Below are 26,041 nucleotides of genomic sequence, written 5' to 3'. Positions count from 1 at the left end.
CCCCGCCCCCCTTCTTTTTTCCCCCCCCCCCCCCCCCCCCCGCCGCCCCCGCCCCCCCCCCCCCCCGCCCCCCCCCCCCCGGGGGGGGGGGGCCCCCCCCCCGCGAAGAGGCCGGCACAGGCTTACAAATACTCAGGCACAAAAAAACGCCCCGAGGGGCGTTTTTTCGTCAGCCAGCGAATCAGGCGTAATGCTTGGCCGCCGGGCTGCTTTCCACCAGGTCCAGCGCCACATCGTTGTCGGCACTGATCTTGTGGTAAAGGGCGGCATCGGTCGCCAGGGTCTTCTCGCGCGCCGGGAAGAGTTCCTTGAGCTTGGCTGCCCAGGCACCTTTGACCTGCTCGGGGAAGCAGCGCTCGATCAGTTCCAGCATGATCGACACGGTCACCGAGGCACCCGGCGATGCGCCGAGCAGAGCAGCCAGGCTGCCGTCCTCGGCCGAAACCAGCTCGGTACCGAACTGCAGCACACCGCCTTTCTTCGGGTCTTTCTTGATGATCTGCACGCGCTGACCCGCCACTTCCAGGCGCCAGTCTTCAGCCTTGGCCTGCGGGTAGAAGCGACGCAGGGATTCCAGGCGCTGCTCCATCGACTGCATCACTTCGCTGACCAGGTACTTGGTCAGGTCCATGTTGTCACGGGCCACGGCCAGCATCGGGCCGATGTTGCCCATGCGCACCGACAGCGGCAGGTCCATCAGCGAACCGTGCTTGAGGAACTTGGTGGTAAAGCCGGCATACGGGCCGAACAACAGCGATTTCTTGCCATCTACAACGCGGGTATCCAGGTGCGGTACCGACATCGGCGGGGCGCCGACCGCGGCCTGGCTGTACACCTTGGCCTGGTGCTGCTTGACGATTTCCGGGTTGTCGCAGCGCAACCACTGGCCGCTGACCGGGAAGCCGCCGAAGCCTTTGCTTTCCGGAATGCCCGACAGCTGCAGCAGCGGCAGGGCCGCGCCACCGGCGCCGAGGAAGACGAAGCGGGCGTCCACTTCACGGCTGCCGCCGCTGTTGACGTCCTTGATGCTCACGGTCCAGCCGCTGCCATTACGGCGCAGGCCGACGACCTTCTTGCTGTACTTGACCTGCGCGTCCTGTGCGTCGCCCAGCAGCTTGAGCAGCTTGTTGGTCAGCGCGCCAAAGTTGACGTCGGTGCCCTTGAGCACGCGGGTGGCCGCGATGCGCTGGTCGGCCGGGCGGCCTGGCATCATCAGCGGCATCCAGTCGTTCATCAGCGCCTTGTCTTCGGTGTATTCCATGTCCGCGAAGGCGTGGTGCTGCTTGAGCAGCTCAAAGCGCTTCTTGAGGAAGGAAATACCCTTGTCACCCTCGACGTAGCTCAGGTGCGGGACAGGGTTGATGAAGGCACGTGCCGGGCCGAAGTTGCCCTTTTTGCTCAGGTAGGCCCAGAACTGGCGGGACACCTCGAACTGGGTGTTGATGTGCACGGCCTTCTTGATGTCGATGCTGCCATCGGCGGCCTGAGGCGTGTAGTTAAGCTCGCACAGGCCGGCATGGCCGGTGCCTGCGTTGTTCCAGGGGTTGGAGCTTTCCGCGGCTCCGGAGTCCATCGCCTCCACGACCTCAAGCTTCAGGGTCGGGTCGAGCTCCTTGAGCAGTACGGCCAGGGTGGCACTCATGATGCCCGCGCCTACCAGTACCACATCAACCGATTCGTTCTGCGCCATTTAACGCGTCTCCACAATCTACAGCTACCTAATTGACAGCACGGGACCTGGGTTCGCCAAGGTCGCCATGTCCGGCTTTTCGCAGTTCTTGCAACTTCCGCGGACACCGCCAATCAGTCTTCGGGTTCAGCTATTGAACGCCGTTTGCCACAGGTGCGGCAATTCGACTTATGGTCAAGGTGTCGTGCGTGCGTTATGGAACGGCTCAGACACTCATACGGGATGAGCGCATTTGCCGCCTGTTCAGGGCTGTTCGGGACACATCTGCCGCTTTTGCACATGCCAGACTGTTCATTTGCTCGCCACACTCTTGTGAAGTTGTGAAAACCGTTTTTTCACGCTCTTTTGGAGACGTGAACCTCAAAAAGGGACTGCGCGATGGCAACCCGCAGGTTCATGCAGTGTGAAGGGCCGGAAAGCAGGCACGACAGCCGATGCAAGACCTGAGTGGAAGGCTCTCTGTGGGCTGAGCGATGAAGTTGCCGGGGTCAATCGGCGAATGCGGGGCCCGATCAGGAGACGTCCTTATAATCGGGGGGAGATTATAGCGATGTCGCGGGCAGAATTGTCGCCATTCGTGGTTTTTATTGCAGCGTTTGTCAGGCGGCGAGGATGCGCTGGTGCCAGCGGCGGCTTGCGCGGGCGCAAACCCGGGCACTGGCAGGCAGCTCGCGGCCCAGCCAGGCCAGCTGGACTTCAGCGACCCGGACCCAGCCGCTGCCGCTTGGCGCCTGGCTGCAATGCTTGAAGGCCAGGCATTTGCCGTTGGCGTCGAGGCGGGCATAGGCATGGTAGCGCGGGCGTTGCAAGAGCAGGGTCCAGAGCGAGGCCATGGCGGCGAGTCCTGTGCATTAGGGCTTGGCGCAAGCATAAGGGCAGGGCGATGAAACGATTGTGACAAGCGGGCCGGACCGATGACTGGTCGCTGCCTGGCTAGGTATACTGTGGGCCTTCGCCGCATTTTCTGGAGTAACGCGCATGTTGCAACGTCTGTTGTTCGGTTTGATTGCCGTGGCCAGCCTCAGCCTGGTCGGTTGTGCCCACAGCCCGCAACAACTCAGCCCGCAACCCACGCTCAAGGCCCAGCTCGCCCCGGTCGGCCATGGCCAGCCAGTGGTGGTGCGGGTGGTTGACGGCCGGGCTTCCCAGTCGCTGGGCACTCGCGGTGGCATGTACCCCGAGACCAGCACCATCAGCGTCAGCGGTAACGACCTGGTGCCCAAGCTGCAGGCCCAGGCAGAAGCCGCCGTGCGTTTGCTCGGCTTCACCCCGACGCCGAACGCCTACAACGCACCGCAGCTGACCGTGACCCTGGCCGAGCTGAAGTACCAGTCGCCGAAAGACAACCTGTACGTGACCGAAGCTACCATCGGCGCCACCTTCCGCGCCGATGTGGCCAATGGCGGGCGCCGCTACAGCGGCCGTTACGGCGCTTCGCTGGATCAGCGTTTCGGCATGGCGCCGAACCAGGAAACCAACACTCAGCTGGTGGGTGACGTGCTGAGCGATGCCCTGACCCGCATGTTCAAGGACCCGACCATCGGCCAGGTCCTGGGGCAGTAAGCGTAACGCTGCAAAACAAACCCGCTGCCTGTGAACCAGGCAGCGGGTTTTTTGTTGCCTGCGCGGCTGTCAGATGAAACTTGATGACGTTTGTCGCCAAGGCCGGGTGTGAAGCTGCGAGTTGGGTAGAATGCGGGCCTTTGCCGTCGCTCACATCGAGGTTGCGTGATGTCCTTGCAAGTGCTCTGGGGGTTTCTGGCCGCCCACCCGACCAAGCTGATCAACCTGCTGGCGCTGCTGCTGACCTGCCCGGGCGCCTGGCTGCTGCACAGTGCCCGGCGGCGCCAGGCCGAGACCCGCGAGATGCTGGCGCTGGAGGATGGGCTGGTCGATGCCTTCGACCTGCGGGTGCCGCGGTACTTCTACATTCTCGGTTTTTCGTGCCTGGCGATGGCGCTGCTGCTTTCCTGGTTCAGTACCTGGGTCTGAGATTTCGGGGCCGCTTTGCGGCCCATCGCCGGCAAGCCAGCTCCCACAGGACTGCACAAGCCTGAGGTGAATGCGGTCGCTGTGGGGGGCTGGTTTGCCGGCGATGGGCTGCAAGGCAGCCCTGGCATTCGCTCAGGCCACCGGTGCCTGCTGCCGGACCTGGTACTGGTTGCGCACCGGCGTCGCATACTGCAACACCAGATACGGCCGCTGCTCCTCGGGGCAGGCATCCAGGCGGCGTTGCCATTCTTCCTTGGCGCGCGCCAGTTCATCGGCCGGGAACACCTGTTCGGCGCCCGGCACCTGCAGGGCCTCGTCCTTGCCGTCCCACATCGCATAAGCCAGGTAATGCACCGGGAACAGCCGGTAGCCAGCGAGGATCTGCCGGTCGATTTCCGCCGCCAGTTGCTTGGTGTCCGCGTGGTATTCGGTCACCGGCAGGGCGAAGTTGATGTGCACCCGGCCCTTGTAGCCGGTAATGCCCTTGGCAATGCTGTGGTCATCTTCGCCCGGCGCCTTCGTGTAGCTGCCGGTGGTTGCGCGGATGTACAGCTCGCGGGCCTTGGCCAGGTCGCACGGGTCGTATTCGTAGCTGATCGACACCGGCGTCAGGTTCAGGCTCTGGATCACCGCACCGAACGGCTCATCCTTGCGGCTCATGTGGAACATCTTGAGGATCGCCGAATCGGTGCGGTCGTCACCGTCCTTGGCCCGGCCTTCGGCCTGGGCAATCCAGATCGATGTGGCGTCGTTGCGGATCGAGTGGTTGATGTAGGCCGAGAGCAGCTGGTAAGCCGCCAGTTTCTCGCGGCGGCCACTGATCGAACGGTGCACGATGAAGCTCTTGTTCAGGCGCATCATGTCGCTGACAAAGGGCTTTTGCAGCAGGTTGTCGCCAATGGCGATGCGCGGCGTGGGCAGGCCGGCGTGGTACACCGCGTAATTGACGAAGGCCGGGTCCATGACGATGTCGCGGTGGTTGGCCAGGAACAGGTAGGCGGTGCCGGCCTTGAGCTGCTCCACGCCCGAATAGGTGACGCCGTCGGTGGCGCGCTCGATGGTCTGGTCGACGTAGTACTCGACTTTGTCCTGCAGCGTCGAAACGCAGGTGACACCGGCAAATTCCTTGCGCAGGCGGCGGGCGATCAGCGGTTTGAGCAACCAGCCGAGAGCACCGGCCGCACGCGGGAAGCGGAAGTGGGTGAGGATATCGAGGAATGCCGGGTCGCTGAGCAGGCGTGCCAGAACGGCAGGGACCTCAGCGTCGTCGTACGGTCGGATGGCATCGAATTCGCCCATCATGCTCTCTTGTTGGAAACGGCTAGGGTAATAAGGTAGGGACGGGCTCCGAAAAACGGCTCGGACACACACAGACCCTGTAAACAGACCGGCAATTATACGCATAAGTCACTGCGGAGACCGCGATGCTGGAAACCGACTTCTACGATTGCCCTTATTGTGGCGAACGGGTGGAAACCACCGTCGATCTGTCGGCTGGCGACCAGGTGTACACCGAGGACTGCCAGGTATGCTGCCAGCCTGTGGTGTTCATTCTGCAGGTGCATGGTGACGAATGGATGCTCGAAGTCCGTCGCGAGGACGATACCTGATGCAGCGTATCTACGAACCGGAAAGCCTGCTTGAGGCAGAAATGCTCGCGGGCATGCTCGCCAGCGAGGGGATCGAGGCGTACCTGGTCGGTCGTGACCTGGTCGGTGCTGCCGGCGAACTGCCGCTGCAAGGTCTGCTGGGGCTCGCCGTGGCGGATGAGCAGGCCGAGTACGCACGGCAGCTGATCGATGCGTACAATGACGCCCAGCCACTGGTTGGCGACGAGCCGGAGAGCTTCCCCGGTATCTTGATCTGCTAGGTTCTGAATTCGCCCATGTGTGGACGTTACGCCCTGTTTCGCTGGCCCCAGGCCCTTGCCAGTCTGCCGGGCTTTCCGGTTGCCCAGCCCGCCCAATGGAACATCTCGCCGGGCGGTTCGGTGCTGATCCAGCGCCAGCTCGATGGCCAGATGCAACTGGCCAAGGCGCGCTGGGGGCTGACCCCGGCCTGGCTCACCGACCTGTCCCGCACCCCCGCCCACGCTCGCGCCGAAACCTTGGCCGAACAGCCGATGTTTCGCGATGCGTTTCGCCAGCGCCGCTGCCTGATGCCGGCCAACGGCTTCTACGAATGGCGCGGCAGCGTGCGCAAGCGCCCGTATTGGCTGACCCCGGGGGAGGGCGCGTCGCTGTACTTTGCCGCCGTGTGGGAGGCCTACCCGGTGCAGGACCAGGTGTGGCTGAGCTGTGCGGTGGTGACCCAGGCGGCGGTGAACCAGCGCCGGCCGCTGATCCTGGACGATGCAGGGCAGGCGGCCTGGCTTGACCCGGGCACGCCGATCACCCGGCTGCACGAACTGCTGGCGAGCCCGCCGGCGACGCTGCGGGAGCGAGCCTTGGCGAATTTCGTCAATGACCCGAAGCTGGATGCACCGGAGTGCCTTACCCCGGCTTGATGCATGGCCTGCGCCGGCCCTTTCGCGGGCACGCCCGCTCCCACAGGTACTGCATCGAACTCGAAACCTGTGTAGTCCCTGTGGGAGCGGGCGTGCCCGCGAAGAGGCCGGTGCAGCAAATAAATTCTTCCGTGCGGCTCTGGCGGCCCCAAGCGACTCGGCCTAGGATACGGCGCATGTGGAAAGGGAGTGTTTTCATGCGTAAGTCTTTTGTCGTCAGCCTCTTGAGCGCTGGCATCCTGCTAGCCGGCTGCCAGGCGGTGAATACCACCAGTGGCGGTGCTGTCGGCGTCGAACGCCAGCAATACATGTTCAGCATGCTGTCGGCCGACGAGGTCAACCAGATGTACGCCCAGTCGTACCAGCAAACCCTCGGGGAAGCGTCGAACAAAGGTGTGCTCGACAAATCCAGCGCCGATGCCAAGCGCGTGCAGGCCATCGCCAACCGCCTGATCGCCCAGGCGCCCAAGTTCCGCCCGGATGCCGCGCAATGGGACTGGCAGGTCAACGTGATCAAGAGCGATGAGCTCAACGCCAACTGCGGCCCGGGCGGCAAGATCATCGTCTACACCGGGCTGATCGACCAGCTCAAGCTCACCGACGCGGAAATTGCCGCCGTGGTCGGCCACGAGATCGCCCACGCCCTGCGCGAGCACAGCCGTGAGGCGATGTCGAAGGCCTACGGCGTCGAGATGGCCCGCCAGGGTGCCGGTGCCATCTTCGGCCTCGGCCAGAGCAGCATGGCCCTGGCCGATACCGTGGTGAACTACGCCATGACCCTGCCCAACAGCCGCTCCAACGAGAACGAAGCCGACCTGATCGGCCTGGAACTCTCGGCGCGCGCCGGTTACGACCCGAATGCGGCGATCACCTTGTGGAACAAGATGAGCAAGGCCTCCGAAGGCGCACCGCCGGAGTTCATGAGCACTCACCCGGCCTCGCAGAGCCGCATTGCCTCGCTGCAGGCGGCGATCCCGAAGGTGATGCCGTTGTATGAGGCAGCCAGGAAGTAAGGCAGTTGCTCCCACCTTGACCGCATTGACCTCAAGGCCAGTGCTGTCCCTGTGGGAGCTGGCTTGCCGGCGATTGGGCCGCAGAGCGGCCCCTTCAGCCGTTACCCCACCCAGCCACTGGCCTTCATCGCCGAATAGACGGCCACGATCGCCAGCACGAAGAACGCTGTGGCCGCCAGGCGACGAATCAGCGTCAGCGGCAGCTTGTCTGCCGCAAAGTTACCCGCCAGTACCACCGGCACGTTGGCAATCAGCATGCCCAGGGTGGTGCCGACAATGACCATGATCAGGTGCGGATACTGTGCCGCCAGCATCACCGTTGCAACTTGGGTCTTGTCACCGATTTCAGCCAGGAAGAACGCGATCAGCGTGGTCAGGAACGGCCCGAAGCGGCGCGCCGGGTTTTCGTCGTCGTCCATTTTGTCCGGTACCAGGGTCCACAGCGCCGTGGCGGTGAAGCTCGCCGCCAGGATCCAGTGCAGCGCCGAGTCGCTGAAGAAGCTGCCGACCCACGCGCCTACGGCACCGGCTGCGGCATGGTTGGCCAGGGTGGCGGCAATGATGCCGGCGATGATCGGCCAGGGCTTGCGGAAGCGGGCAGCGAGGATGAGCGCGAGCAATTGCGTCTTGTCGCCGATTTCGGCGAGCGCCACGATGGCGGTGGGGACCAACAGAGATTCCAGCATCAGGATTCCTACGGGGGCGGGTCGACACGGCTATGACACGTACAGCCTCCCCGCCCCGGGTAAGGTGTGCGTGTCATAGGTCTTGTCAAACCCTGGATCCGTCTGTGCGGATCTGGCCATGCAGGCAAGCATGGTGGGTCGCACGCGCCATGGTCTGTGGACCAAGTATGTTGACGCGTACCGGGCGAGCTGGGCGCTCGCGGGAGACTACTCCCCTAGGACGGTGCGGATTCTGCCTAGGCAAAACGCATTCGGCAAGCGCTGTTTTTACTTGTGTACGGCCTGGTAGATACGGAACCCGTCGGCTTCGTCGCGCACCTGGCAGTTGCCCAGCGCGCCTTCGATCAGCGGCTGGTAGCGCAGGAAGCTGTTGGCCACCAAGCGCATTTCGCCGCCTTTTCGCAGATGAACGACGGATTTTTTCAGCAGGTTTTCCGAAGCCTGGTAATTGGTATGCACCCCGGTGTGGAACGGCGGGTTGCTCAGGATCAGGCTCAGCTCGGTCGGCGCCGCGTCGATGCCGTCGCCGCTGATCACCTCGCCTTCCAGGCCATTGGCGGCCAAGGTCAGGCGGCTGGCGGCCACGGCGAAGGCGTCCACATCCAGCAGGGTGACCCGGCTTTGTGGATAACGGCGCTTGACCGTGGCGCCCAGCACCCCGGCGCCGCAGCCAAAGTCCAGGACATGGCCGTTCGGCAGGCCGTCGAGGTGCTTGAGCAGCAGGGCGGTACCGCGATCGAGGCGGCCATGGCTGAACACACCGGGCAGGCTGACCACCTGCAGTGGGCCGTCGTCCAGGGCGAGCTCGAAGCGTTCGGCCAGGCTTTCCAGCGGCCTGGCTTGCGGCGCATGCTCGATGGTCACCTGCCACAGCTGGCAGTGGCGGGCGCTGTCGAGCTTGCGCGGTCTGCCGAAGGCCTGCAACTGCTTGGCCGCACCTTCGATGCCACCGCGCTTTTCACCCACCAGATACAGCTCGCGGCCCGCCAGGCGCGAGGCCAGGGCATTGAGCAGGTAGGCGGCCAGTTCACGCGATTTGGGCAGGAACAGCACGGCGCTGTCGAAGGCCACGCCAGGCGGCTCTACCGCGTAGTGGCTGCGGCCGGCGAAGCGCTTTTCGAGCACCGCCTGATCGCCCGCATGCCAGGTCCAGGCCTGGGCTTGCGGCAATTGCGCGAGCAGGCCGTCAGCAGGGGCGCCGGCGAGCAGCAGCGGCCCCTGGAACAGTTCTGCCTGGCGGAGCAACACTTCACTGCGCGGGTCCATGGACGACGCCTCTTGGAAAAAAGTGGCGCAGTGTAGCAGAGGCGCGCGTCGGGCTCAGCTGACCACGCGACGTGGCTGCCCGGCGAAGAAGGCCTGGGCGTTCTCGCTGAGCTGGCCGACGATGCGCTGGCGCGATTCCACCGCACCCCAGGCGCTGTGTGGGGTAATGATCAGGCGCGGGATGCCCGGCTCGAGCAGCGGGTTGCCATTGACCGGCGGTTCCACGCTGAGCACGTCGGTGGCGGCGCCGCCCAGATGGCCACTGCGCAAGGCGTCGGCCAGCGCTTGCTCGTCGATCAGGCCACCGCGGGCAGTGTTGACCACCAGCGCAGCGGGCTTGAGCAGGGCCAGTTCGCGGGCGCCGAGCATGTGCCGGGTGTGCTCGTTCAGCGGGCAATGCAGGGTCAGGGCGTCGACTTGCGGCAGCAATTCGTCCAGTGGCAACCGGTCGGGGCGCTGCGGCCGGCCGGGGATCTGCCCGCTCAGCACGCGCATGCCGAACGCTTCGGCCAACCTCGCCACCGCGCCGCCCAGTTCACCATGGCCCAGCAGGCCAAGGGTCTTGCCCTCCAGTTCGACGATGGGGAAGTCCAGCAGGCAGAACTGGCTGGCCTTGGCCCACTGGCCGTCGGCTACCGCCTGGTTGTAGTCGCACAGGCGCGTGGCCAGGGCCAGCAGCAGGGCGAGGGTGTGCTGGGCGACCGACGGTGTGCCGTAGCCCTGGCAGTTGCACACGGTGATGCCTTGGGCGCGCGCCGCTGCCAGGTCGACATTGTTGGTGCCGGTGGCGGCGACCAGGATCAGCTTCAGTTGCGGGTTGGCGGCCAGGGCCGCGGCATCGAGCATGACCTTGTTGCTGACCACCGCGACCGCGCCGTGCAGGCGTTCGGCGACTTGCTCGGGGCGGGTGGCGGCGAACAGTTCGAATTCATCGAACTGCTGTTTCAGGGGCGAGAGGTCGAGATCGCCCAGGTCCAGGGACTGGTGATCGAGAAACACGGCGCGACGCGGGCTGGGCATTAGGCTCTCCGGTGGCAGGGCGGGGTTTCGGGGGGGCCCCCCCCCCCCCCCCCGGGGGGGGGGGGGGGGGGGGGGGGGGGGGGGCCCCCGCGAAGGGGCCCTCTGCTTCACCACAGAACCTGAAGCTGCCGCCGCAGTGTCTAGCTCAACATTGCCAGCCGTCAACGCCCGCCACTCATACCTTTGGCACGCAAATCATTCCTTCGGCTGATTTAGCGGTCACATTGGCCAACTACAGTAGTTGCCAGACTTGTCCGGCCCGCTTTTCAGAAAAGGGATCCCCATGCTGCAGACCCGCATCATCAAGCCCGCCGAGGGCGCCTACGCCTACCCCCTGCTGATCAAGCGCCTGCTGATGTCCGGCAGCCGCTATGAAAAGACCCGCGAAATCGTCTACCGCGACCAGCTGCGGCTGACCTACCCACAGCTCAACGAGCGCATCGCCCGGCTGGCCAACGTGCTGACCGCAGCCGGGGTCAAGGCCGGTGACACCGTGGCGGTGATGGACTGGGACAGCCACCGTTACCTGGAGTGCATGTTCGCCATCCCGATGATCGGTGCGGTGGTGCACACCATCAACGTGCGCCTGTCGCCCGAGCAGATCCTCTACACCATGAACCACGCCGAAGACCGCGTGGTGCTGGTCAACAGTGACTTCGTCGGGCTGTACCAGGCCATCGCCGGCCAGCTGACCACGGTCGACAAGACCCTGCTGCTGACCGATGGCCCGGACAAGACTGCCGAGCTGCCCGACCTGGTCGGCGAGTACGAAGCGCTGCTGGCCGCCGCCAGCCCGCGCTACGACTTCCCCGACTTCGACGAGAATTCGGTGGCCACCACCTTCTACACCACCGGCACCACCGGCAACCCCAAGGGCGTGTACTTCACCCACCGCCAGCTGGTGCTGCACACCCTGGCCGAAGCTTCGGTAACCGGCAGCATCGACAGCGTGCGCCTGCTGGGCAGCAACGATGTGTACATGCCCATTACCCCGATGTTCCACGTGCACGCCTGGGGCATCCCCTATGCCGCCACCATGCTCGGCATGAAGCAGGTGTACCCGGGCCGCTACGAGCCGGACATGCTGGTCAAGCTGTGGCGGGAAGAGAAGGTGACTTTCTCCCACTGCGTACCGACCATCCTGCAGATGTTGCTCAACTGCCCGACCGCGCAAGGCCAGGACTTCGGCGGCTGGAAGATCATCATCGGTGGTAGCGCGCTCAACCGCTCGCTGTACCAGGCGGCCCTGGCCCGCGGCATTCAGCTGACCGCCGCGTATGGCATGTCCGAGACCTGCCCGTTGATTTCCGCCGCCCACCTGAACGACGAGCTGCAGGCCGGCAGCGAGGATGAGCGGGTCACCTACCGCATCAAGGCCGGGGTGCCGGTGCCGCTGGTCGAAGCGGCCATCGTCGACGCTGACGGCAACTTCCTGCCGGCCGACGGTGAAACCCAGGGCGAGCTGGTGCTGCGGGCGCCGTGGCTGACCCTGGGCTACTTCAAGGAACCGGAGAAGAGCGAGGAGCTGTGGCAGGGGGGCTGGCTGCACACCGGTGACGTCGCCACCCTCGACGGCATGGGCTACATCGACATCCGCGACCGCATCAAGGATGTGATCAAGACCGGCGGTGAGTGGATCTCCTCGCTCGACCTGGAAGACCTGGTCAGCCGCCACCCGGCCGTGCGCGAAGTGGCCGTGGTCGGGGTGGCCGACCCGCAATGGGGCGAGCGCCCGTTTGCCCTGCTGGTGGTGCGCGAAGGCCAGGCCATTGACGCCAAGGCGCTCAAGGAACACCTCAAGCCGTTCGTCGAGCAAGGGCACATCAACAAGTGGGCGATTCCCAGCCAGATCGCCATTGTTACTGAAATTCCCAAGACCAGTGTTGGCAAACTGGACAAGAAACGCATCCGCCAGGACATCGTCCAGTGGCAGGCCAGCAACAGTGCGTTCCTGTCCACCCTGTAAACCTTGTGCGGGTCGGGCCTCGTCGTGTCCGACCCGCATGCTAGAGCGTCTGACGCCTTGCCAAATGGTAAAAATACGCCATCCTTTGCTACTGCCAGCGCGCAGCCGGGGCAACCGGGCGACGGGTTGGCAGCACGGAGCGCAAATCACACTTTAGAGGGATCAGCGCCTGTGCCTTGCTGGCTATAGTCGGGGCCAGGGGATTTTCAGGAATGGGGGAAGGCGACGCGCGCAAGCCGTGTCGCTGCAGGCGCAAGCCTGTGAACCGGTCGCTCGGGCCGTTCTTGAAAGGACTCACTGCCATAACAAAAAAAGTACATGGAGTAGCGTCGATGAAATCTGCAAACCTGTTCTGGCGCCGGGCCAAGTTGCCCCTGGCCGTCAGCCTTGCTTCCACGCTCGCAAGTCCTGCTTTCGCTGTCAGTTTCAACATGGGTGAAATCGAAGGCCAGTTCGACTCCTCGCTCTCCATCGGCGCCAGCTGGTCGACGGCCAACCCCAACAAGAACCTGATCGGGGTGAACAACGGCGGCAAGGGCCTGTCGCAGACATCCGACGATGGCCACCTGAACTTCAAGAAAGGCGAAACCTTCTCCAAGATCTTCAAGGGCATCCATGACCTGGAGCTCAAGTACGGCGACACCGGCGTGTTCGTGCGTGGCAAGTACTGGTACGACTTCGAGCTGAAGGACGAAGGCCGCGCGTTCAAGGACATCAGCGACTCCAACCGCAAGGAAGGCGCCAAGTCGTCCGGCGCCGAGCTGCTCGATGCCTTCGTCTACCACAACTACGCCATTGGCGATCAGCCGGGTTCGGTGCGCCTGGGCAAGCAGGTGGTGAGCTGGGGTGAAAGTACCTTCATCGGCGGCGGCATCAACTCGATCAACCCGATCGACGTGTCGGCATTCCGCCGCCCCGGGGCCGAGATCAAGGAAGGCCTGATTCCGGTCAACATGTTCTACATTTCGCAGAGCCTGACCGACAACCTGTCGGCCGAGGCCTTCTACCAGATCGAGTGGGACCAGACGGTCGTCGACAACTGCGGCACCTTCTTCTCCCAGCCGGACATCATTGCTGATGGCTGTACCGACAATCTGCGTGTGCTGTCCAGCGGTCGGGTACTTGGTCTGCAGCCGCCTATTGTCCAGGGTTTGCTCGCTTCCAGTGGTGTCGACTACAACGATGAGGGCGTCCTGGTTCGCCGTGGCGCAGACCGTGATGCTCGAGATGGCGGCCAGTTCGGCGTCGCGTTCCGCTACATGTTCGAGCCGCTGGATACCGAGTTCGGCGCCTACTTCATGAACTATCACAGCCGAGCACCGATATTCAGTGCCACCGGCGCTTCACAAGCCGTCTTCGACAGGGCCGCAGCGTTGCCGGCCAGATTGCGTCCACTCATCGTTGCAGGTAACTCGCAGTACTTCGTCGAATACCCAGAAGATATTCGCCTTTATGGCGTGAGCTTCTCCACCACGCTCCCGACCGGTACAGCCTGGAGCGGTGAACTCAGCTATCGTCCCAATGCGCCTGTACAACTAAACTCGACCGACATACTGTTTGCTGGCGTTACGCCGCTGACCGGGTTCGGTAATGCTTCGGTACTTCAAGGGACGCCAGGTCAGGATCTGCACGGATATCGTCGCAAGGAAATCACTCAATTCCAGACGACCTTCACTCACTTCTTCGATCAAGTCATGGGCGCGAGCCGTCTTACTCTTGTGGGCGAGGTCGGCGTAACGCATGTCGGGGGGCTGGAGGGTACCAGCAAGGCTCGTTATGGACGCGACCCGGTATATGGTCCTGGGGAGCTGCCTGGCGGCATGTGCGTTGCGCTCAACGATACCACCATCGGCGGTTCCGGCTTGGGAAGTTCTACCGCCAACCTGTCGCGCAATTGCAACAGCGATGGCTTCACTACCAGCACCTCCTGGGGTTATCGCGCCCGTGCAATCTGGGACTACAACGACGTCTTCGCCGGGGTCAACCTGAAACCCAGCGTGGCCTGGTCGCACGACGTCTCCGGCTACTCGCCGGGCCCTGGCGCCAACTTCGAGGAAGGCCGCAAGGCCGTCAGCCTGGGCCTCGATGCCGAGTACCAGAACACCTACACGGCGAGCCTGTCATACACCAACTTCTTCGATGGCGAGTACACCACCGTGGATGACCGTGACTTCGTCGCGCTCAGCTTCGGCGTGAACTTCTAAGCACACAGATCCAGGACGACACGACATGAACAAGACCAGAAGTCTGCTGCAAGCCGGTGTACTGGGCCTGTCCCTGCTGGCGACCAGCGTCATGGCTGCGGTATCCGTCGACGAGGCGGCCAAGCTGGGCACTAGCCTGACCCCGATGGGCGCCGAAAAGGCCGGCAATGCCGATGGCTCGATCGGCCCGTGGGAGCCGCTGTCGAAGAGCGCCGGCAGCGCCGACGCCAAGGGCTTCCTGTCCGACCCTTACGGTACTGAAAAGCCGCTGTTCACCATCACCGCGCAGAACGCCGACCAGTACAAGGACAAGCTCTCGCCGGGCCAGCTGGCCATGCTCAAGCGCTACCCGGACAGCTTCAGGATCCCGGTGTTCAAGACCCATCGCGGCTCCACGGTACCGGCTGATGTGTTCGCCGCCATCAAGGAAAACGCCACCAAGACCACCTTGGTGGAAGGCGGCAACGGCTTGAACAATTTCCGCACAGCGGTGCCGTTCCCGATCCCGAAAAGCGGCCTGGAGGTGATCTGGAACCATATCACCCGCTACCGTGGCGGCAGCGTCAGCCGCCTGGTGACCCAGGCCACGCCGCAGCAGAACGGCTCGTTCAACCCGGTGTACTTCTCTGACCAGTTCGTCTTCCGCGAGAGGATGAAGGACTACGACCCGAGCAACCCGGGCAATATCCTGTTCTACTTCAAGCAGGAAGTGACCGCGCCTGCGCGCTTGGCCGGGACCGTGCTGCTGGTGCACGAAACCCTCGACCAGGTGAAGGAGCCGCGCAAGGCGTGGATCTACAACGCTGGCCAGCGTCGCGTGCGCCAGGCGCCGCAAGTGTCGTACGACGGCCCGGGTACCGCTGCCGACGGCCTGCGCACCTCGGACAACCTGGACATGTTCAACGGCGCGCCGGACCGCTATGACTGGAAGCTGGAAGGCAAGAAGGAGCTGTACATCGCCTCCAACGCCTTCAAGCTCGACGACCCCAAGCTCAAATACGCCGACATCATCAAGGCCGGGCACATCAACCAGGACCTGACCCGTTACGAGTTGCGTCGCGTGTGGCACGTGGTCGCCACCCTCAAGCCGGGCCAGCGGCACATCTATGCCAAGCGTGACTTCTACATCGACGAGGACACCTGGCAGGCCGCGGTGATCGACCAGTATGACGGGCGTGGGCAGCTGTGGCGGGTGTCCGAGGCGCATGCGCAGCCGTACTACAACGTGGAGGTGCCGTGGTACACCCTGGAGGCCATCTATGACCTGCAATCGGGCCGTTACCTGGCGCTGGGCATGAAGAACGAAGAGAAGCGTGCCTACGACTTCGGCTTCAGCGCCAGCAAGGCCGACTTCCAGCCGGCGGCGCTGCGCCAGTCGGGCATTCGCTGACCTGAAATACCGCACTCCGTGTGATCCCCAGAACGCCCCGGCTTGCCCGGGGCGTTTCTGTTTCCCTGCCCCGGCCCCTTCGCGGGCGCGCCCGCTCCCACAGGAATCGCGCCAACCCGCGAAGCAAGTGACACGGTGCATGGCACCGGCTGCGCCGGTGTTCGCGGCTAAAGCCGCTCCCACAGGCTGGGCTGCCCCCAAGAAATTGGACAAAAAATCCACACCCTTGGGGGCAGTCCAGGCACAGCACGAGCCCCAGGCCTGCGCCAACCCCATGTGGGAGCGGGTTCACCCGCGAAGAGGCCGGAGCAGGCAATCAATCTGGTGAATACCTCAGCAAACCCCCGCCGCAGCCGTTGTCCATCAGCCATGTTGCTTTTTGTCTCAGTCTTTTCCTCGGCAATTGTGCCCATTATCTTCAAATGCGCAGCGTTACCCGCTAGTCTCGCAAAGATCCATACCGCCGTAATCTTCCAACCAGAACGAGCCGGCCATGACAGATCTGTCCCGTACGCATGGATTCGCCAGCCAGGCCTTGGGCCTGCTGGACGGGCGTTTCTTCCGGCCGCCCCTGCCGGACGGCCACGTGCCGCGCCTGCGCCTTTGCCAACGCCTGCACGCTGGTCTCGGCGGGCGGCTGCTGCTGGTCAACGCCCCGGCCGGTTTCGGCAAAAGCTCGCTGGCCATCGAATTTTGCGAAGCGCTGCCCGAACACTGGCGCAGCCTGTGGCTGGGCCTGAGCCAACGGGATGCCGACCCGGGCCGCTTCCTCGAACGCCTGCTCGAAGGCCTGCAGCAGTACTGCCCGGCGCTGGGCGGACAGGCCATGGGCCTGCTGAAAATGCGCCAGCGTCATCAGCCTTTCGCCTTCGAGGAATGGCTCGACAGCCTGCTCGACGAACTGGCGCAGTACCTGCAGGCGGACACGCCCTTGTTGCTGGTGCTGGACGACTATCACCTGGCCCAGGGACCGGTGCTGGACCGGTGCCTGCAGTTCTTCCTCAATCATCTGCCCCCGGGCCTGGTGCTGCTGGTCACCAGTCGCCAGCGCCCGGACTGGCACCTGGCGCGCCTGCGCCTGTCGCGGCAACTGGTCGAGCTGAATGAACAGGATCTGCGCCTGACCGCCGAAGAGTCGCTGGCCGTCATCGGCCGCCAACCTACCGGCCTGCGCGGCCAGGCCCTGGACAACCTGATCCAGCGCAGCGACGGCTGGGTGGCCGGGTTGCGCTTCTGGCAGCTGGCGGCCAGCGAGTCCGCTGACGAGACCTTGCCCCAGGCCTTGCATGGCGGCGAAGGCTTGATCCGCGACTACTTGCTGGAAGAAGTCATCGACATGCTGCCTGCCGATGTGCAGGCCTTCCTCTACGACACGGCCTGCCAGGAGCGCTTCTGCGCGCCGCTGTGCGATGCCGTGCGCGACCGCCAGGACAGTGCCGCTATCCTGCGCTTCCTGCAGGCGCACCAGGTTTTCCTGGTGCCGCTGGACGAGCATGGTCACTGGTTCCGCTATCACCACCTGTTCTCCGACCTGCTGCGCAGCCGCCAGGCCAGCGAGCCGCTGACAGGGCTGCAGTTGCGTGCCTGCCGCTGGTTCGAAAGCCAGGGCCTGCTGGACGAAGCGGTGGAGCAGGCGCTGCGTGCCGGCCATCTCGATGTGGCCGCCAACCTGGTGCAGAGCCTGTCCGAGGAGCAGCTGCTGGCGGAGCAGAACGTCGGCATGTTGCTGCGCTGGAAGATGGACCTGCCCGACAGCCTGCTGATCAGCACCCCGCGCTTGATCGTGCTGTACAGCTGGGCACTGGGCCTGGCGTGTCAGCTGGACGCCGCCGAGGAGCTGGCGGGTTACCTCAGCCGCTTCCTGCCCGCGCCTTCGGTCACCGCGCAAAAGTCCATGCTGGCCCAGTGGCTGGCGCTGAGCGGGGTGATCGCCCGCGGTCGGGGCGACCGCGAGCGCACCCTGGCCTATTGCACCGAAGCGCTGCAGAGCCTGCCGAGCAAGCGCTATGGGCAACGCCTGGTGTGCCTGTCGACGCTGTCCAACCTGGCGATCGCCGATGGCGATTTCTGGCGCGCCCGTGGCTGGAACCGCGAAGCCCTGGAGCTGGCCCAACGGGTCGGCAACCCGTTGTTCGAGGCGCTGGCCCATTACGACCGGGCGCGGGTGCTGCATGCCCGTGGCGAGGTGCTGCGCGCGCTGGACGAAGTGCGCGAGGGCCTGCAACGCCTGCAAGGGCTTTCGGCACAGCGCCTGTATGCCGTGCGCGCGCGCCTGACGCTGTACGAAGGCTACCTGCTGGTCTCGCGCCTGCAACCTGGCCAGGGCCGTGCCCGTTTGCGCGCGGGGCTGGGCGAGGCGCGGGCCTGCCGCGACATCAGCGTGCTCATCGGCCACTGCGTGATCGCCACGCTCGATGGCCGGGACGGGCAGTTTGCCGAGGCCTTTGCCGAGTTGGCCGAGGCCGAGCGGTTGATGCACATCTGGGATGTGCCGCCGGTCTACTACCTGGCCATGATCACCTTGGTCAAATGCGAGCTGTGGCTGGCCCAGGGGCGCATCGACCTGGCCGAGTCCTGGTTGCTGCGGCTGGGCCAGACCTATGGCGGCGAGCAACCGGCGCCGGCCCCGGAGTTCCACCCGTTGCTGCCGTTGCACATCGCCTTGCAGCAGGCCCTGCTCGAACGTATCCAGGGCCGCAGCGACGAGGCGGCGCAACGCCTGGCCGGGCTGGTCGAGCGCGGCCAGGCCAGTGGCGGCATGATGCTCGCCGTCAGCGCGCTGTGTCAGTGGCTCGGCTTGTTGCTGGGCGAAGGCCGCGAGGGCCAGGCCGCCCGGTTGCTGCCGAGCTTGCTGGAGGCCGCCCACGGCGGTGTGCTGCAACCGTTCCAGCCGTTGCTGCAGCAGCATCCGCAGTGGCTGCACGAACAGCTGCAGGCAACTGGCGCCTGCCCGGTACAGGCCGAGCTGCTCAAGCGCCTGCCACAGATGCCTGGCGCCAGCAGCGGCAGCGGCGAAGCCCTGAGTGGCCGCGAGCTGGCCGTGCTCGAGCTGATCGCCCAAGGTTGCTCGAACCAGCAGATCAGCGAGCGGCTGTTCATTTCCCTGCACACGGTCAAGACCCACGCCAGCCACATCAACAGCAAGCTGGGGGTGGAGCGGCGTACCCAAGCGGTGGCCAAGGCCAAATCCCTGGGGCTGCTGGCCTGAGTTGGCCGCGCACGCTATTGCCCGCTAAAGTCATGTTCAGGGCCACGGTTGCTGGCCGCGAATGCTCTATCCTCATCTTTCCCGGCCGGCTGCCGATACAGCTAGCGGTGGCATCGCTTCGCGCGATTTTTCAATCATTCCAAGGCAGGTCGTGTTGATGCTGCAGTATGGGCAAAAGAGCTTTCTGATCGTCGACGACTTTACCGACTTTCGCACGTCGACCCGTTCCATGCTGCGCGAGCTGGGCGCGCGTGACGTGGACACCGCTGACAGTGGCGAGGCGGCGCTGCGCATGTGTGCGCAGAAGCGCTACGACGTGATTTTGCAGGACTTCCACCTGGGCGACGGCAAGAAGAACGGCCAACAGGTACTGGAAGACCTGATCATCGACAAGCACATCAGCCATGAATGTGTATTCATCATGGTCACGGCCGAGAGCAGCCAGGCCATTGTCCTCAGCGCCATCGAGCACGAGCCCGATGCCTACCTGACCAAACCGTTCAACCGGGTTGGCCTGGCCCAGCGCGTCGAGAAGCTGTACCAGCGCAAGAACCTGCTCAAGCCGATTCTGCAGGCCCTGGACCGCCATCGCCCGGGCGAAGTGCTGGCGGCTTGCGCCGAGCTATGCAAACGCGACCCGCGCCTGGCGCCGCTGTGCCTCCGTTATCGGGCCGATGCCTTGCGCAACCTCAATCGCTTCGAAGAGCTGGAAAAATTCCTCCGGGCCATTCTTGCCAGCCGACCGCAGCCGTGGGTGTACTCGGCACTGGGCAACCTGCTGCACAAGCGTGGCCAGAATGCCCAGGCCCAGGGCGTGTACGAACAGGGGCTCAAGGCCTTCCCGATCATGCCGGGCCTTTACGACGGCATGGCCGAAGTGCTGGTGGCCCAGGGCGAAACCCGGCGTGCACAGAACATGCTCGAAGAAGCCGTGCGCCTGTCGCCGCTGTCGGTGCGCCGGCAATCGACGCTGGGCAAGCTGGCGCTGGAAAACGAAGATTTCGAGAGCGCTTCGAAAGCCTTCCGCCACGCGGTGACCCAAGGCCAGAGTTCGCGCTACAAGGACGCGGAAAACAACCTCGGCCTGGTCCAGGCATTGATGAACAAGAATGCCGGTTTTGGCCTGGATGCGCGCACCCGGGTCGAAATCAACGCCACGCTCAGCGAGGTGGCCAAGGAAAACCCCGAGGACCAGGGCTTGCAGGTGCGTGCGCGCATGATGAAGGCCGCCAGCCTGCAGCAGGCCGGCGACCCGGAAACGGCGGCCAAGCTGACCGAGCAGGCTATTCAGCGCCTGGACAAGATGAACCAGTTCTTCTCGGTGGATTCGGCCCTGACCGTTGCCGCGCAGTTGCAGGCCATGGGGCAGGAAGCCGCCGCCATCGGCGTGCTGCGCGGTTGTGTGGAAAGCTATGGCGATGACCCCAAGGTCATGGAGAGAGTCGGCAAGCTGACGGACGACCCCAGCGTGCTCAACGCCATCACCGAAGCGGTCACGCTCAATCGCCAGGGTGTGCGCAGTTACCAGGGCGGCCAGCTCGGCGAGGCGTTGCAGCTGTTCCGCAAGGCGCTGGGGATGCAGCCGAAGAATATCAGCATCGCCCTCAACACCGCCCAGGCGCTGCTGCGCATCGGCGGGGACAACCCGCAGCCGGCGATCATGCAGGAGTGCCGCGACGCCCTGACCAGCGTGGCCGGCATTCCCGCCAGTGACAACCGCTACGACCGCTATCGCAAATTGCACATCCGGGTGTTCGGCGCATGAATCAAGACAATCAGGGGCTGGACTTCTCCACGGTGATCGCCTCCACCGTGCATGACCTGAAAAACACCCTGTCGGCACTGATCCAGTCCCACAACCAGTGGGTGCAGCGCTTGCCCGAGGAACTGCGCGGCGGCGCCGAGCAAGGGGTCATGGAACATGAGTTCCGTCACCTCAACGGCATGCTGGTGCAACTGCTGGGGCTGTACAAGCTGGGGGTGAACCAGCTACCGGTGTGCCCGGACTACCATGAACTGGACGACTTCATCGAAGCCCAGCTGGCCGCGCACGAAGAGGTGCTGAAGCACAAGAACATTGCAGCAACCTGGCGCATCGACACCGACAACCCGCTGGGCTTCTTCGACCGTGAACTGGTCGCTTCGGTGGTCGCCAACGTGCTCAACAACGCCACGCGCTTCGCCCAACAGGCCTTGCTGATCACCATCGAGGAAGCGGACAACCAGCTGGTCATCTGCGTCAACGATGACGGCCCGGGTTATCCACAGCGCATGCTCGAACGCCAGGAAGAATTCATCCAGGGCATCGATTCGAACAGCGGCAGCACCGGCCTGGGGCTGTATTTTGCCGCGCGGATTGCCGCATTGCACGAAAGCGGCGGGGTGCGTGGGCGGATCGAGATCACCAATGGCGGGGCGCTTGGGGGCGGGTTGTTCAGGTTGTTCTTGCCTTGAAACGTTATTCAGGTCAGCGTTTCAGGTATCTAGCTTGGAGATACGTATGCAGAGCAATTCAGCGCTCATCCGCGAAACCTTCCCCGTAGGGCCCCTGCAATGCAACTGCACGCTGATCGGCGACCCGCTGAGCAAAAAGGCCATCGTCGTCGATCCGGGCGGTGACCCGGACAAGATCCTGGCCCGGCTGCAGGCCCACGGGCTGACGCTGGTGAGCATCATCCACACCCACGCGCACTTCGATCACTTTCTCGCCTCGGGCAAGCTCAAGGAGCTGACCGGCGCCACGCTGCACCTGCACAAGGACGACCAAGCGCTGTGGGACAACCTGGAAATGCAGTGCCAGATGTTCGGTGTGCCCTATACGCCAGTGCCGGCCCCCGACCGTTGGCTGGGCGATGACGAAGAGCTGGCCTGTGGCTGCGGCGTGGCGTTGCATACCCCTGGTCATACGCCGGGCTCGATGAGCTTCTGGTTCGCCGACGCCAAGCTGCTGATCGCCGGTGACACCCTGTTCCGCCGTGGCATTGGCCGTACCGATCTGTGGGGCGGCGACCAGAGGGCGATCGTGCGTTCGATCAAGGAACGGCTGTACCGGCTGGACGAGGAGGCCATCGTGGTGACCGGCCACGGGCCTGATACCCGCCTGGGCGACGAGATGCGCGAAAACCCCTTCGTGCGTGCCTGATGGCACATGAAGGCACTTTAATGGAATTTTTCGTTGCCGATGCAATCCAAGGCTGGCATAGATCCCTTTGCGATCTGTCGCATTCATGAATTCAGTAGGAGCTTGTCCATGTTCACCATGCGTCGTCTGATTATCGTCGCAACCGCCGCTGCCCTGATGACTGGCTGTGCCGGTCAGAACCCTTATGACAGCCAGGGACAGGCGCAAGGCTCCACAGGGATGAGCAAGACCGCCAAGTACGGTGGCCTGGGCGCGCTGGCCGGCGCCATTGCCGGTGCCGCCATCGACCACAACAACCGTGGCAAGGGTGCGCTGATCGGCGCCGCCGCCGTGGGTGCTGCCGCCGCCGGTTATGGCTACTACGCCGACAAGCAGGAAGCCGAGCTGCGTGCGCAAATGGCCAACACCGGTGTGGAAGTGCAGCGCCAGGGTGACCAGATCAAGCTGATCATGCCGGGCAACATCACCTTCGCGACCGACTCGGCGAACATCTCGCCAAGCTTCTACCAGCCGCTGAACAACCTGGCCGGTTCGTTCAAGCAATTCAACCAGAACACCATCGAAGTGGTTGGTTTCACCGACAGCACCGGCAGCCGCCAGCACAACATGGACCTGTCGCAGCGCCGCGCGCAGGCGGTCAGTACCTACCTGACCTCGCAGGGTGTGGATGCCTCGCGTATCTCCGTACGCGGCATGGGCCCGGACCAGCCGATCGCCAGCAACGCCGACGCCAATGGCCGCGCGCAGAACCGCCGGGTGGAAGTGAACCTGAAGCCGATTCCGGGTCAGCAGTATGACCAGCAAGGCCAGGTTCAGCAGTACCCTTGATCTATCCTCGGGGCCGCTGTGCGGCCCATCCCTGGCAAGCCAGCTCCCACTGGGATTTGCACAGCGTTGAGCCTTGTGCCGGACCTGTGGGAGCAACTGTCTTACTCAATTTCTAAAGGCTGGCGCGATCCCTGTGGGAGCTGGCTTGCCGGCGATGGGCTGCAAAGCAGCCCCGGCTTTTCAGTGCGTTACGCTGGCCTGGATAGCGGTCAGGGCAATGGTATGCACGATATCGTCCACCTGCGCCCCGCGCGGCAAGTCATTCACCGGCTTGCGCAGCCCTTGCAGCATCGGCCCCAGGCTGACCCCGTCGGTACTGCGCTGCACCGCCTTGTGGGTGGTGTTGCCGGTATTCAGGTCGGGGAACACGAACACCGTGGCACGCCCGGCCACCGGGCTGTGCGGCGCCAGGTCGCGGGCAATCGCCGGGTTGGCTGCGGCGTCATACTGCAGCGGCCCATCGATCAGCAGCCCCTGCGCAGCGTCCTGTGCCAGGCGGGTCGCCTCGCGCACTTTCCCGACTTCCTCGTCGCTGGCCGAATCGCTTGAATAGCTGATCATCGCCACCCGCGGCGCGATGCCGAAGGCCTGCGCCGATTCGGCACTCTGGCGGGCGATCTCGGCCAGTTCGGCGGCATTGGGGTGCGGGTTCATCACGCAGTCGCCGTACACCAGCACCTGCTCGGGGAACAGCATGAAGAACACCGACGACACCAGGCTCGAACCCGGCGCGGTCTTGATCAGCTGCAGGGCAGGGCGAATGGTATTGGCGGTGGAGTGCACCAGGCCCGAGACCAGGCCGTCCACCTCGTCCAGCGCCAGCATCATGGTACCGATCACCACCGGGTCTTCCAGTTGCTGCTCGGCCATCGGCGCGTTGAGGTTCTTGCTCTTGCGCAACTTGACCATCGGCTCCACATAGCGCCCGCGAATCACCTCGGGGTCGAGCACCTCCAGGCCCGGCGGCAGGCTGATGCCCTGTGCGCGGGCCACCGCATCGACATCTTCAGGCTTGGCCAGCAGCACGCAGCGGGCAATGCCGCGTGCCTGGCAGATGGCTGCAGCCTGCACCAGCAGCGGTTCGGCGCCTTCCGGCAGGACGATGCGCTTGTTGGCCTGCTGCGCCCGCTGGATCAGCTGGTAGCGGAACACCGCCGGTGACAGGCGCAGTTCGCGCGGGGTGCCGCAACGCTGGTGCAGCCAGGCCGCGTCGAGGTGGCTGGCGACGAAGTCGGTGATGAATTCGGCGCGCTCGCGGTCGTCCACCGGGATTTCGCGGTTCAGCGAGTTGAGCTGGTTGGCGGTGTCGTACGAACCGGTGCTGACCGACAGAATCGGCAGGCCGGCCTGCAGGGCGCCGCGGCACAAGCCGAGGATGCGTGGGTCGGGCTTGCCGTCGCTGGTCAGCAGCAGGCCTGCCAGCGGCACCCCGTTGATCGCTGCCAGGCTGACGGCGAGGATGATGTCGTCGCGGTCGCCCGGGGTCACCACCAGCGTGCCGGAGGTCAGCAACGGCACGGTATTGGCCACGGTGCGCGCGCAGATGATGATCTTGCTCATGCGCCGCTGCTCGTAGTCGCCGGCGTTGAGCACCTGCGCACCGAGCAGGTCGGCCACGTCGCGGGTGCGCGGGGCGTTCAGTTCGGGCTGGTAGGGGATGCAGCCGAGCAGGCGGAAGTCGTTGCCGCGCAGCAGCGGCGAATGCTCGCGCAGGCGGGTGGAAAAGTCCGCCATGCTTTCCTCGGTGCGCACCTTGTTGAGGATGACCCCGAGCACTTTCGGGTCGCGCGGGCCGCCGAACAGCTGGGCCTGTAGTTCGACCCGGCCAGACAGCTCGCTGAGCACTTCGTTTTCCGGGGCCGATACCAGGATCACCTCGGCATCCAGGCTCTTGGCCAGGTGCAGGTTGACCCGCGCCGCGTAGCTGGCGTGGCGCGTGGGCACCATGCCCTCGACCACCACCACATCGTTGCCGACGCAGGCTTGCTGGTACAGGCGGATGATTTCTTCGAGCAGTTCGTCCAGCTGGCCGTCGCCGAGCATGCGCTCGACCTGGGCCAGGCTCAGCGGCACCGGTGGGCGGATGCCGTGGGTGCGGGCGACCAGTTCGGTGGAGCGCTCGGGGCCGGTGTCACCGGGGTGAGGCTGGGCGATCGGCTTGAAGAAGCCGACCTTCAGGCCGGCGCGCTCCAAGGTGCGCACCAGGCCCAGGCTGATCGAAGTCAGGCCGACACCAAAGTCGGTCGGCGCGATGAAAAATGTCTGCATGCGTGCTTCTCGGAATAAGCGGTGCAAGAAATTAACGGCCAAGGGTAGCGCTATCGGCCCCCTGTGCGCACCAGCCGCAAGCGAAAGGCTGGCCGATGCGCTGCGCGCGCTGGGCCGGGTCGAGCACCCAGGGGCGTGCCTGCCACGGCGGTTGGTGGCGCAGGTGCTGGGTATGGCCGCAGGACAGTTCGGCCACCCAGTGGCCCTCTTCGTCCTGATGGAAACCGCTGATCCGACTGATGGGCCGCTGCTCATCCGCAGTGCGGTCGCAATCGGGCGATGGCTTGGTTACACTTGTCCGCTCTACATTCTTTTGCAAAAGGTCTTGCCCCATGCTGATCGCCGCCAACAAGGCTGTCTCCATCGACTATACCCTGACCAACGACGCCGGGGAGACCATCGACAGCTCCGCCGGTGGCGCGCCGCTGGTTTACCTGCACGGTGCCGGCAACATCATCCCAGGCCTGGAAAAAGCCCTGGAAGGCAAACAGGCCGGTGACGAGCTGAACGTTTCCATCGAGCCGGAAGACGCCTACGGCGAATACCTGGCCGAACTGGTCAGCACCCTGAACCGCAGCCTGTTCGAAGGTGTCGACGAGCTGGAAGTGGGCATGCAGTTCCACGCTTCGGCGCCGGATGGCCAGATGCAGATCGTGACCATCCGCGACATCGACGGCGACGACGTCACCGTCGACGGCAACCACCCACTGGCCGGTCAGCGTCTGACCTTCCAGGTCAAGGTAGTCAACGTGCGTGACGCCAGCGACGAAGAAATCGCTCACCGTCACATCCACGGTGAAGGTGGCCATCACCACTGATTTTCTGCGCTAAGCTCAGAAAGTCGCCAGGCGCTCGGGCAAGC

The 26,041-nt window shown here is 64.4% G+C and carries 23 protein-coding genes and 1 riboswitch; of the genes, 15 read left to right on the top strand and 8 right to left on the bottom strand.

What is annotated here, in order from left to right; genetic code table 11:
• Positions 1-181: 181 nt before the first annotated feature.
• Positions 182-1,690 carry a malate dehydrogenase (quinone) gene (mqo, locus tag C6A77_RS02195; RefSeq protein WP_114167831.1) on the bottom strand — a complete coding sequence of 503 codons (1,509 nt, stop codon included), beginning with the start codon at positions 1,688-1,690 and terminating at the stop codon, positions 182-184.
• Between the two features lie 599 nt (positions 1,691-2,289).
• Positions 2,290-2,523 carry a hypothetical protein gene (locus tag C6A77_RS02190; protein WP_114167830.1) on the bottom strand — a complete coding sequence of 78 codons (234 nt, stop codon included), beginning with the start codon at positions 2,521-2,523 and terminating at the stop codon, positions 2,290-2,292.
• A 145-nt stretch (positions 2,524-2,668) separates the two neighbouring features.
• Here C6A77_RS02190 and C6A77_RS02185 point away from each other — a divergent pair, with 145 nt between their 5' ends.
• Positions 2,669-3,253, top strand: coding sequence for a YajG family lipoprotein (locus C6A77_RS02185; protein WP_114167829.1), 585 nt, complete (start codon positions 2,669-2,671; stop codon positions 3,251-3,253).
• Between the two features lie 168 nt (positions 3,254-3,421).
• Positions 3,422-3,682, top strand: a complete 261-nt coding sequence (locus tag C6A77_RS02180) for a hypothetical protein (RefSeq protein ID WP_114167828.1) — start codon at positions 3,422-3,424, stop codon at positions 3,680-3,682.
• Positions 3,683-3,814: 132 nt separating this feature from the next.
• Here the strand turns inward: C6A77_RS02180 and C6A77_RS02175 are convergent, their stop codons facing one another.
• Entirely contained in the window at positions 3,815-4,984 is a 1,170-nt protein-coding gene (locus tag C6A77_RS02175; protein WP_114167827.1) for a 1-acyl-sn-glycerol-3-phosphate acyltransferase, read from the bottom strand.
• A gap of 122 nt (positions 4,985-5,106) precedes the next feature.
• On the opposite strand from C6A77_RS02175, the gene C6A77_RS02170 reads away from it, so the two are divergent.
• From C6A77_RS02170 to C6A77_RS02150, 4 genes are all read left to right on the top strand, one after another.
• On the top strand, positions 5,107-5,292 hold the full coding sequence (locus tag C6A77_RS02170) for a CPXCG motif-containing cysteine-rich protein (RefSeq protein WP_114167826.1): 186 nt from the start codon (positions 5,107-5,109) through the stop codon (positions 5,290-5,292).
• Complete coding sequence (locus C6A77_RS02165; protein ID WP_114167825.1) at positions 5,292-5,552, top strand: DUF2007 domain-containing protein; 261 nt, start codon at positions 5,292-5,294, stop codon at positions 5,550-5,552. The genes C6A77_RS02170 and C6A77_RS02165 overlap by 1 nt, the downstream gene beginning before the upstream one ends.
• A 15-nt stretch (positions 5,553-5,567) precedes the next feature.
• On the top strand, positions 5,568-6,188 hold the full coding sequence (locus C6A77_RS02160) for an SOS response-associated peptidase (RefSeq protein WP_114167824.1): 621 nt from the start codon (positions 5,568-5,570) through the stop codon (positions 6,186-6,188).
• Positions 6,189-6,385: 197 nt separating this feature from the next.
• Positions 6,386-7,201, top strand: a complete 816-nt coding sequence (locus C6A77_RS02150) for a M48 family metallopeptidase (protein ID WP_114167823.1) — start codon at positions 6,386-6,388, stop codon at positions 7,199-7,201.
• Positions 7,202-7,302: 101 nt separating this feature from the next.
• On the opposite strand, the gene C6A77_RS02145 is transcribed toward C6A77_RS02150, so the two are convergent.
• The 3 genes from C6A77_RS02145 to C6A77_RS02135 all read right to left on the bottom strand — a co-directional run bounded on the left by C6A77_RS02145 (position 7,303) and on the right by C6A77_RS02135 (position 10,173).
• Positions 7,303-7,887, bottom strand: coding sequence for a TMEM165/GDT1 family protein (locus tag C6A77_RS02145; RefSeq protein ID WP_114167822.1), 585 nt, complete (start codon positions 7,885-7,887; stop codon positions 7,303-7,305).
• An 88-nt stretch (positions 7,888-7,975) separates the two neighbouring features.
• Positions 7,976-8,115, bottom strand: a riboswitch (yybP-ykoY riboswitch).
• A gap of 39 nt (positions 8,116-8,154) precedes the next feature.
• Positions 8,155-9,153, bottom strand: a complete 999-nt coding sequence (locus C6A77_RS02140) for a class I SAM-dependent methyltransferase (protein ID WP_114167821.1) — start codon at positions 9,151-9,153, stop codon at positions 8,155-8,157.
• Positions 9,154-9,207: 54 nt separating this feature from the next.
• Positions 9,208-10,173: a 2-hydroxyacid dehydrogenase gene (locus tag C6A77_RS02135; RefSeq protein WP_114167820.1), complete on the bottom strand. Its 966-nt coding sequence runs from the start codon at positions 10,171-10,173 to the stop codon at positions 9,208-9,210.
• A 283-nt stretch (positions 10,174-10,456) separates the two neighbouring features.
• Between C6A77_RS02135 and C6A77_RS02130 the strand changes: the two genes are divergently transcribed.
• From C6A77_RS02130 to C6A77_RS02090, 8 genes are all read left to right on the top strand, one after another.
• The gene (locus tag C6A77_RS02130) at positions 10,457-12,139 is read left to right on the top strand and encodes a fatty acid--CoA ligase (protein ID WP_114167819.1); all 1,683 of its coding nucleotides are present in this window, start codon (positions 10,457-10,459) and stop codon (positions 12,137-12,139) included.
• A 332-nt stretch (positions 12,140-12,471) separates the two neighbouring features.
• Positions 12,472-14,343 (top strand): DUF1302 domain-containing protein, encoded by a 1,872-nt coding sequence (locus C6A77_RS02125; protein WP_114167818.1) that lies wholly within the window; start codon positions 12,472-12,474, stop codon positions 14,341-14,343.
• 25 nt (positions 14,344-14,368) lie between these two features.
• The gene (locus C6A77_RS02120) at positions 14,369-15,733 is read left to right on the top strand and encodes a DUF1329 domain-containing protein (protein WP_114167817.1); all 1,365 of its coding nucleotides are present in this window, start codon (positions 14,369-14,371) and stop codon (positions 15,731-15,733) included.
• 493 nt (positions 15,734-16,226) lie between these two features.
• Complete coding sequence (locus C6A77_RS02110; RefSeq protein ID WP_114167816.1) at positions 16,227-18,941, top strand: LuxR C-terminal-related transcriptional regulator; 2,715 nt, start codon at positions 16,227-16,229, stop codon at positions 18,939-18,941.
• A 157-nt stretch (positions 18,942-19,098) separates the two neighbouring features.
• Positions 19,099-20,706: a response regulator gene (locus C6A77_RS02105; protein WP_114167815.1), complete on the top strand. Its 1,608-nt coding sequence runs from the start codon at positions 19,099-19,101 to the stop codon at positions 20,704-20,706.
• A complete protein-coding gene (locus tag C6A77_RS02100) occupies positions 20,703-21,395 on the top strand; it encodes a HAMP domain-containing sensor histidine kinase (RefSeq protein ID WP_114167814.1) in 693 nt (230 codons plus the stop codon). The genes C6A77_RS02105 and C6A77_RS02100 overlap by 4 nt, the downstream gene beginning before the upstream one ends.
• A 46-nt stretch (positions 21,396-21,441) precedes the next feature.
• Entirely contained in the window at positions 21,442-22,083 is a 642-nt protein-coding gene (locus C6A77_RS02095) for an MBL fold metallo-hydrolase (protein ID WP_114167813.1), read from the top strand.
• A gap of 108 nt (positions 22,084-22,191) precedes the next feature.
• Positions 22,192-22,911 carry an OmpA family protein gene (locus tag C6A77_RS02090; RefSeq protein WP_114167812.1) on the top strand — a complete coding sequence of 240 codons (720 nt, stop codon included), beginning with the start codon at positions 22,192-22,194 and terminating at the stop codon, positions 22,909-22,911.
• Positions 22,912-23,091: 180 nt separating this feature from the next.
• Here the strand turns inward: C6A77_RS02090 and pta are convergent, their stop codons facing one another.
• Together pta and C6A77_RS02080 are read right to left on the bottom strand one after the other, a co-directional pair.
• The gene (gene pta, locus C6A77_RS02085) at positions 23,092-25,179 is read right to left on the bottom strand and encodes a phosphate acetyltransferase (protein ID WP_114167811.1); all 2,088 of its coding nucleotides are present in this window, start codon (positions 25,177-25,179) and stop codon (positions 23,092-23,094) included.
• A 31-nt stretch (positions 25,180-25,210) separates the two neighbouring features.
• Entirely contained in the window at positions 25,211-25,513 is a 303-nt protein-coding gene (locus tag C6A77_RS02080; RefSeq protein ID WP_114167810.1) for a DUF3565 domain-containing protein, read from the bottom strand.
• Between C6A77_RS02080 and C6A77_RS02075 the strand changes: the two genes are divergently transcribed.
• Positions 25,512-25,997 carry a peptidylprolyl isomerase gene (locus C6A77_RS02075; RefSeq protein WP_003259610.1) on the top strand — a complete coding sequence of 162 codons (486 nt, stop codon included), beginning with the start codon at positions 25,512-25,514 and terminating at the stop codon, positions 25,995-25,997. The genes C6A77_RS02080 and C6A77_RS02075 overlap by 2 nt on opposite strands.
• Positions 25,998-26,041: the final 44 nt, after the last annotated feature.

It is taken from the genome of Pseudomonas sp. AFG_SD02_1510_Pfu_092, from assembly GCF_003331055.1.
GTDB lineage: Bacteria > Pseudomonadota > Gammaproteobacteria > Pseudomonadales > Pseudomonadaceae > Aquipseudomonas.
The sequence above is the reverse complement of the archived record's forward strand: the minus strand, read 5'-3'. Positions and strand labels throughout refer to the sequence as shown.